This window comes from Verrucomicrobiia bacterium, assembly GCA_035629175.1.
Taxonomy (GTDB): Bacteria; Verrucomicrobiota; Verrucomicrobiia; order Limisphaerales; family DASXHY01; genus DASXHY01.
Window position 1 is genome coordinate 60699 of record DASPIL010000046.1, and the last position, 6000, is coordinate 66698.

The 6000-nt window shown below is 56.3% G+C and carries 6 protein-coding genes; 3 read left to right on the plus strand and 3 right to left on the minus strand.

Annotated features, from left to right (window positions below):
- The first annotated feature begins 120 nt into the window (after positions 1 to 120).
- Entirely contained in the window at positions 121 to 285 is a 165-nt protein-coding gene (locus VEH04_07830; protein HYG22674.1) for a hypothetical protein, read from the plus strand.
- Positions 286 to 287: 2 nt separating this feature from the next.
- On the opposite strand, the gene VEH04_07835 is transcribed toward VEH04_07830, so the two are convergent.
- The 3 genes from VEH04_07835 to VEH04_07845 all read right to left on the minus strand — a co-directional run bounded on the left by VEH04_07835 (position 288) and on the right by VEH04_07845 (position 2393).
- Positions 288 to 1256, minus strand: a complete 969-nt coding sequence (locus VEH04_07835) for a class I SAM-dependent methyltransferase (GenBank protein HYG22675.1) — start codon at positions 1254 to 1256, stop codon at positions 288 to 290.
- Between the two features lie 161 nt (positions 1257 to 1417).
- Entirely contained in the window at positions 1418 to 1942 is a 525-nt protein-coding gene (locus VEH04_07840; GenBank protein HYG22676.1) for a PepSY-like domain-containing protein, read from the minus strand.
- 94 nt (positions 1943 to 2036) lie between these two features.
- Entirely contained in the window at positions 2037 to 2393 is a 357-nt protein-coding gene (locus VEH04_07845; protein ID HYG22677.1) for a hypothetical protein, read from the minus strand.
- A 605-nt stretch (positions 2394 to 2998) separates the two neighbouring features.
- Between VEH04_07845 and trxA the strand changes: the two genes are divergently transcribed.
- Positions 2999 to 3475, plus strand: coding sequence for a thioredoxin (gene trxA, locus VEH04_07850; GenBank protein ID HYG22678.1), 477 nt, complete (start codon positions 2999 to 3001; stop codon positions 3473 to 3475).
- 401 nt (positions 3476 to 3876) lie between these two features.
- Positions 3877 to 5229 (plus strand): Gfo/Idh/MocA family oxidoreductase, encoded by a 1353-nt coding sequence (locus VEH04_07855; protein HYG22679.1) that lies wholly within the window; start codon positions 3877 to 3879, stop codon positions 5227 to 5229.
- Positions 5230 to 6000 lie beyond the last annotated feature (771 nt).

The following is a 6000-nucleotide window of genomic DNA, read 5'->3' on the forward strand; positions in this document are numbered from 1 at the left end:
TGGGGTCTCATATTCAGTTCGCTTGAAGACGCAACCGCACATTCAAGACACGTCGGCGACAGGGAAGCCGCCCAGTGGCATCCTTCACGCTGCTTCACAATGGAGAAAGGAACTTCGATTATGACCCGCACAGTGGAAAACGTGAGCGAAGTAGTGAAGAATCAAAAGCATCCCTTCCGGAAAACCGACAGTCATCCCAAAAAAACCCTCAAAAACCGCTACGAACGGCGTAAAATCAAAGAATTCATCAACCTGACGGACTGGCTCGCGGACGACGACCTCTGAAGTCACTCAAAACCAGCTGTCCTCTTTCGAGCCAGGAGTGTCAAAGTTCCGCCCTGGCGAAGCATGCCGGCCAGGAGAATCGTCGGAAGTCCGGCGAGCCCGAAAACGCTTCCGAGGACGAGAGACGCAAAGACTTGGAAGCCGGACCCGGTGCCTTGTCCCAGGATTTTTGCCGGACCTTGGCGTAGAAAATTGTAGAGCAGGTTGTGTCGAAGGCCTGTGCGGTTCAGGAGCGATTGCACGAAGCTGAACAGGTCGTATTCGAACGCAAACCCCGACGAAACAATCACCTCGAATCCATTCTCGTCCAGCAGCTGCCGCAATCTTCCACGCGGGAAATGAACGAGATGCCGCGGCACATCGAGGTGAAACCATTTGTCGCGGCAGAGACGTGCCTCCCAGCCCCCAAAGTTCGGAATTCCAATCAGAACCACGCCACCGGGTTTCAAGAGTCCATTAACTTCCGACAGGATTGCGCTCGGATCGCGCACGTGCTCGAGCACGTGCCACAGCGTTACAGCATCGAACTTTTCGGAAAGCTGAAGCGCGGAAAGTTCGCCGATGTGGACGTTCAAGCCTAGGACGGCGCGAGCATAACTGGCCGCAGCGTCGGAAAACTCGGTTCCCTCTGTCTCCCAACCGCGCCGGCGAAACGCGTCCAGCAGCAATCCGCGACCGCAGCCGACATCGAGCACTTTCCTTTTGCCTTCGCTGCAATGTTGTTCCACGAGACCGGCGCGATGGCGATATAACGTGCGTTGCAGGATCTCTACGGGAGCCGGGAATCGGCTGTTGCTCGCGGACCCGTAGTACGACGCTGGATAATAGGGAGAGAGGTCAAGCGGCTGCGGCCACGTGAGCGTGTTGCCGCAGGCCGGACAAATGACAATCTCGAAGCGATCACCCGTGATGTAATCGCGCGCGGGGAAAAGCGTTTCGAGTTGAGTTGAAGGATGCGAACAATGAGCCATTCGCCGCAGAGCCTAGAGACGCTGCCGTTAGGTCGTCAATCGTCGCGCGCGCTACGTAGTGCAGCTTCCAAACCTCGAAAAAAAGGGACGCCATCAGGCGTCCCCGGGTTGGGAGAAGAATGAAGCGCAGAAGTCGCGCTCCCTCCCGATCTGCAGGCGAGTCAAGGAACTCCCTGCAGCAGAGTTCCGTCTTCGGCAACTTTCATCGTTGGATTCTTGCCGGAGTCGGCGAACTCAATCGTATAAATCACGCGCCCTTCATCCTCGTTTCGTTCGACATCCCGGATCTCGCCATTTGGCGCATGTGCCTGGATTGTGCTCTGCACCTTGGCGGGAAGGGAGCTGATCTTGGTGCCGACCGCGCCAGTGGGCGTTAGTGCCTTCTCAAGCGTGCCGACAATCCCCTCCGTTTTTGCCGTGCCCTCGCTGTTCAGCACACGTCCATCAGCGGAAACCAGCAGCTTTGGATTCACCCCTGAATCGCGAAATTCAATTTCAAATATCTGGATCCCGTTTTCCTCGCGCGTGTCCACATGCGCTATTTCGGCATTGGGCGCCTGATTGCGAACTGCTTTCTGAACTTCGGAAGGCAGCGCATTAAAATCCTGCGAGGCCTGTTCGACGGTGCGATTACATCCAGCGAGCAACGACGCTGCCATTGCGAGGGGTATGAGGTATGTCTTCATAAGTGTTTTCCTGCCCCCAAATTACGCGTTGGTCCCCATCGACCAAAGTAGGTGATGTTCCACGGGCACAATCACCCAGCATGCCTAAGGTCGGTTACGAATTGCTCAAACGATAGAATTGATCGGCGCCGATTGTGAATGTCGTCACGATGTTGTTCGTTCCCGCAAGGGCCGGCAGAGCCAGCATTGGCGGCCACGCGGGAATGCCAATATTCGTTGTGCCACTCAACGTCGCCGTTTCCGACAGCGAAGCGCTCATCGAGAACTGACCGCTCACCGTGACTGGGCCACTCAAGGTTGCCGAATAGATGAAGCGCATTGAACCGCCGATCAAAACAAACGGTTCAGGCACAGCGATTCCACCGTCAAATATTTCCAGCACGCTACCTTCAACGCGCGTTTCACCTCCCGCCCCTGAGCCGCCCAACGCGTCCTCGTCATAGAGAACCAACGTGCCGCTTTTTAGAATCGTTGTCCCGCATAAAGGTTTGGACCTGCAAATCGGACTCGGGCTTCGTACTGCTATCTCACAATTTCTTGTTTTTTCGGGAACATGTTTGCGCCGGGTTCACATCCCTCCGTGTTGGAGGGCTTTCCTCGAGGCGTGCGAAAATACTTGGAAACCACGAAAGACCCGAACCACACGAAATCCCGCGCAGCATAGAGATGCACCATGACAAACCGCTCTTCCGAAAAGAATCTTGGCGTCCATCGTTGGTCAAAATTCCCTTCTTCAATTCGCGAAATTCCTGTAATTCGCGTAAACGCCGTTTTCCCCCTTCCGTTTTGGTTGCGGCTCGGCAGCTCTATGTTCATTCGTGGTTCAATCCGAAATGCCTCACGCGGAGGTCGCGAAGGGCGCGGAGGAAAGAGAGGTTGGACGGGTTCCAGATTTTAGCTTTTAAGCGTTTCAGCATTGTTCTTCAGAATCCGTGTCCATCAGTGTCGATCCGTGGTTGAATATCCCTCTCTCTTCTGGCCGCTTGTCTGCGTCCAGATTGACCAGAGGGTTGCACGATTCACAAAACCGTGTTCCTTTTCGGGTAGATCAAGGTTATGAAAACTCGTTTCGAACTGGATGAACGCGGGATTATTCTTTCCTGCACGCAATGCGGAAGCCGCAATCGACTTGCCTACGATCGCCTCAACCAAACTTTCCGATGCGGCCGTTGCCAGACTCAACTGGGACCACCGAACGAGCCGTTAAACGTCGAATCTGCAGCGCAATTCGACGCACTGACGCAATCGTCGAGCCTGCCGGTGCTGGTCGATTTCTGGGCCGATTGGTGCGGCCCTTGCAAAATGGTCGCACCCGAATTGCAGAAGGTCGCGTCGCAAAATGCAGGTGAGTTCATCGTTGCCAAGGTAAACACAGAACTGCTGTCACAGGTCGCCCAACGCTTTTCGATCAACAGCATTCCAACGTTGATCCTGTTTCGCCACGGTCGCGACGTAACGCGGCAATCCGGCGCCATGCCAGCCGCTGCGATTCGCCATTTTGTCCATCAGCATTCCGGAGACGTTCATGCCTGATGCCTTCGCCGCGGCCCGGCGGACGATGCGCGGTGTCAACCCGGCAGCGGATGAGGTGTCTCCCGAATTCAACTGTCACTCTGATGACGAGGTTGAATCGATTCTCCAGGCGGCAAGTGTAGCTGCGGTGCTTCAGCGTCAGCGTTCATACCCAGAACGTGCAAGCCGAATGCGAAGGGCAGACGCGTTCTTGAGGGACGTCGTCAGGAACTCGGAACGGTGATCATTGAAGCAGGCGTGGTCTCTGTGAACGGCAGACGAACACGCAAGCCGCAATCGAATAGGCCGGAAACCCGTTTTCACCCTTCCGTTTTGATTGCGGCTCTGCCGCAAGTCGGCGCTCCGCAGCTGAACGGATTTCACACTGGAAGCGTCTTGCACAGTTGATCTATGGTTCATCCATGAGTCATCAAAGCCGCCGCAGCTTCATCAAGTCGGCGTTCCTCGGCGGGGCGGGCGTGATCGCAGCCCCTGCGTTTGTTCCTTCCCGCCTTCCTGCCGCCGAAACAAAGCCGAGCGAACGATTGGTCGCAGGATTCATCGGAATGGGCCGCCAGTCCCGCGGATTGCTTGGCACGTTCCTTCGACACAATACGCAAGTGGTCGCGGTCTGCGATGTCGACCGCACGCGGCGTGAAGCTGCGCGGCAAGTTGTTGAATCGCACAACGCCGACAAATCCGGGGCAGCTTCGCATTCCAATTGCACTGTCTACAGCGACTTCCGCGAACTGCTTGCACGGAAGGACATCGACGTTGTGTGCATTGCCACGCCCGACCATTGGCATGCGATCATAACGATTGCTGCGCTGCAGGCCGGCAAGGATGTGTATTGCGAAAAGCCGCTCACCCAAACGATCCACGAAGCGATTGCCGTGGTGCGCGCGGTGAAGGCGAGCGGACGCATCCTGCAGACTGGCTCAATGCAGCGCTCGAGCAGTGAGTTTCGCATCGCTTGCGAACTGGTGCGGAACGGCGCGATTGGAAAGATCGAGTCTGTGAACTGTTCGTTCGGTCCGCCACCGATTCCGTGCAATCTTCCCGAAGAACCGATGGAGCCTGGATTGGATTGGGATCTCTGGCTCGGCCCTGCCCCACTGCGACCTTACAACTCAATTTTGAGCCCGCGTGGCATTCATAATTTCTATCCCAGGTGGCGTGAGTTTTCTGAGTATGGCGGCGGCAAAGTCACGGATTGGGGAGCACATCACCTCGACATTGCGCAGTGGGGACTTGGAATGGACGAAAGCGGTCCCGTGCAGGCGCTGCCGCCGCAGCAATCGAATGCCGTCAACGGCGCGCAATTGATCTATGCGAATGGCGTGAAGGTAACGCACGTGAACGGGTTCGGAGTGGATTTTCTCGGGACGGAAGGCAGGGTGCGGGTGAATCGCGGAAAATTCATTGTCGAGCGCGATGGCAAAGTGATCGCGAAGTGCGAAGGCCGTCGAGATGAGGAGACGAGCGTGGAGCGCGAAGTGCAAAAGGCGCAACGGGCCTTGTTGCCGGATGCGAAGGTGAAGTTGTACGTCAGCCGGAATCATATTGCTGATTTCCTTGACTGCGTGCGGTCACGGAAGCAGCCGATCACGCACGCAGAAGTCGGCGCCCGCAGCGTGATCTGCTGTCACTTGATGAATCTCGCCTACAAGCATCGAACCACAATCAATTGGGATCCTGCACAACTTCAGCTGGCTGGCAGCGCAGGCGATCCAAGCTGGCTGACGCGAACTTATCGCGGCGATTGGAAGGTTTGAATCGACGGCCGTGCGCCGAATGCCGCGAACACAAACAGCCGGCGAACATTAACCCGCGATAAAGACAGCGCGGCAGAGCCGCAACCAAAACGGGAAGGGGGAAACCGGGTCTACGCGAATTTCGCGAAGATGGACACCGATAAGCACAGATTCGGAAATTGTCTCCTCTGCCTTTTCGCTAGGGAACTCGATATGATTCACTTCAAGTCACTTCTCACCTTATGCATTATTGCATTTGCTTGCCCGCCGTCGAAGGGCTCGATTGTGGTCGTAGTTCCGCCCCCGATATCACCTACGTTCAACCTCACAACGATAGCCACGCCGGCTGAAGGCGGCAGCTTAAGCCAAGGCGCAGTTGCTCATTTAGGAACCCAGAACATCCAAGCCTGGCCCAATGACGGTTGGTTTGTGAAGGGTGTCGTCGTGGAACCTGCCCAAGCCCTGGAAAGATGGTACCGATTTAGATGGTGGCGTCAGGCATCCCTGCCTGACGTGGAGGGCGGGCATCCTTGCCGCCCGGAGAAACCGTGAAGCACGAAGGACGCTGAAATTCTCTTGACGGTCTCGACTGAGTTAACCTTCCTTCCGCCGGGCTGGGAAGCACCGGCTCTACGGCAGGCAAGGATGCCCGCCGCTAGTGCGCTTGGGATACAACGCACATCGCAGGGTGAGAGTCCCTGTCTGGCGGCGCTTCCCGCCAGAGACTGAAGGTAACTGCGGTTCAGAAATGAACCGTGGAGAGCAACTGGAAGTAAACGGATAGTCCGTAGA